The organism is Olleya sediminilitoris, assembly GCF_016785945.1.
In the GTDB taxonomy this organism is placed as follows: Bacteria; Bacteroidota; Bacteroidia; order Flavobacteriales; family Flavobacteriaceae; genus Olleya; species Olleya sediminilitoris.
This window is the reverse complement of record NZ_JAEMEF010000033.1, coordinates 1-857: the sequence shown is the minus strand read 5'-3', so window position 1 is coordinate 857 and position 857 is coordinate 1. Positions and strand designations below refer to the sequence as shown.

Annotated in this window: 1 protein-coding gene; it reads left to right on the top strand. The window is 33.1% G+C overall.

The genetic code is table 11. The annotated features are described in order from the left end of the window. Window positions 1-19 precede the first annotated feature (19 nt). Window positions 20-478 (top strand): helix-turn-helix domain-containing protein, encoded by a 459-nt coding sequence (locus tag JAO71_RS15720; RefSeq protein WP_054851586.1) that lies wholly within the window; start codon window positions 20-22, stop codon window positions 476-478. Window positions 479-857 lie beyond the last annotated feature (379 nt).

The window sequence follows — 857 nt, the reverse complement described above, 5'->3', positions numbered from 1 at the left end:
CAATTAATTACAGTCACTTATGAAAACACAAAATGAACACTGGCGAAAAAAAAGCTACCAAAAAGCCACTTTAGAAACCAAACTTTTAGTCGTTGACCAAATCTTAAATGGGCAGATTTCAAACAACCAAGCTTCCAAAAAATACGACGTTCCCAGAACAACTATTTCCTATTGGTTAAGAAAATACAGTACCTTAGTACAACAAAATACGGGTATGAGTAAAAACGATGAAATTAAAAAGTTAAAGGAAAAAATTGAAGAACTTGAGTTTCAAAAAGACTTCCAACAAGATATTATTGCTGATATGGAACTCATTACAGGCGTCGATATGTCAAAAAAGTCATTGCCCAAAACATTAGCAAAAGAGATAGAGCTAAAGAAAAAACAGCGTATAAAAGAAAATGGCTCTATGGATGTTTTGGGTTATCTAAACAAGCCTTCTACAAAAGACTCAAAACCCAACAGAAACAAGAAGTAGACCATCAAAAAGTAATCAAAATGGTTAAGGACTACCGTAAAAAAGTAGGCTCGAAAACCGGTGGTATTAAGCTACATAAAGAACTAAAACAGGACTTTATAAACGCTGACATTAAAATTGGTAGAGACAAGTTCTATCGATTCCTCAGACTAAATAATCTTTTGATTCCTAAAACTAAAAATTACATCACAACGACAAACTCAAACCATATGTACAAAAAATATAAGAACCTGGTAAAAGACCACGTTCCTACTCAACCAGAACAACTTTGGGTTAGCGATATAACATACATTAAAACAGAAAATGGACACAACTATCTGGCTTTAGTCACAGACGCCTATTCTAAACAAATAATGGGATATAAACTCGATAACCATAT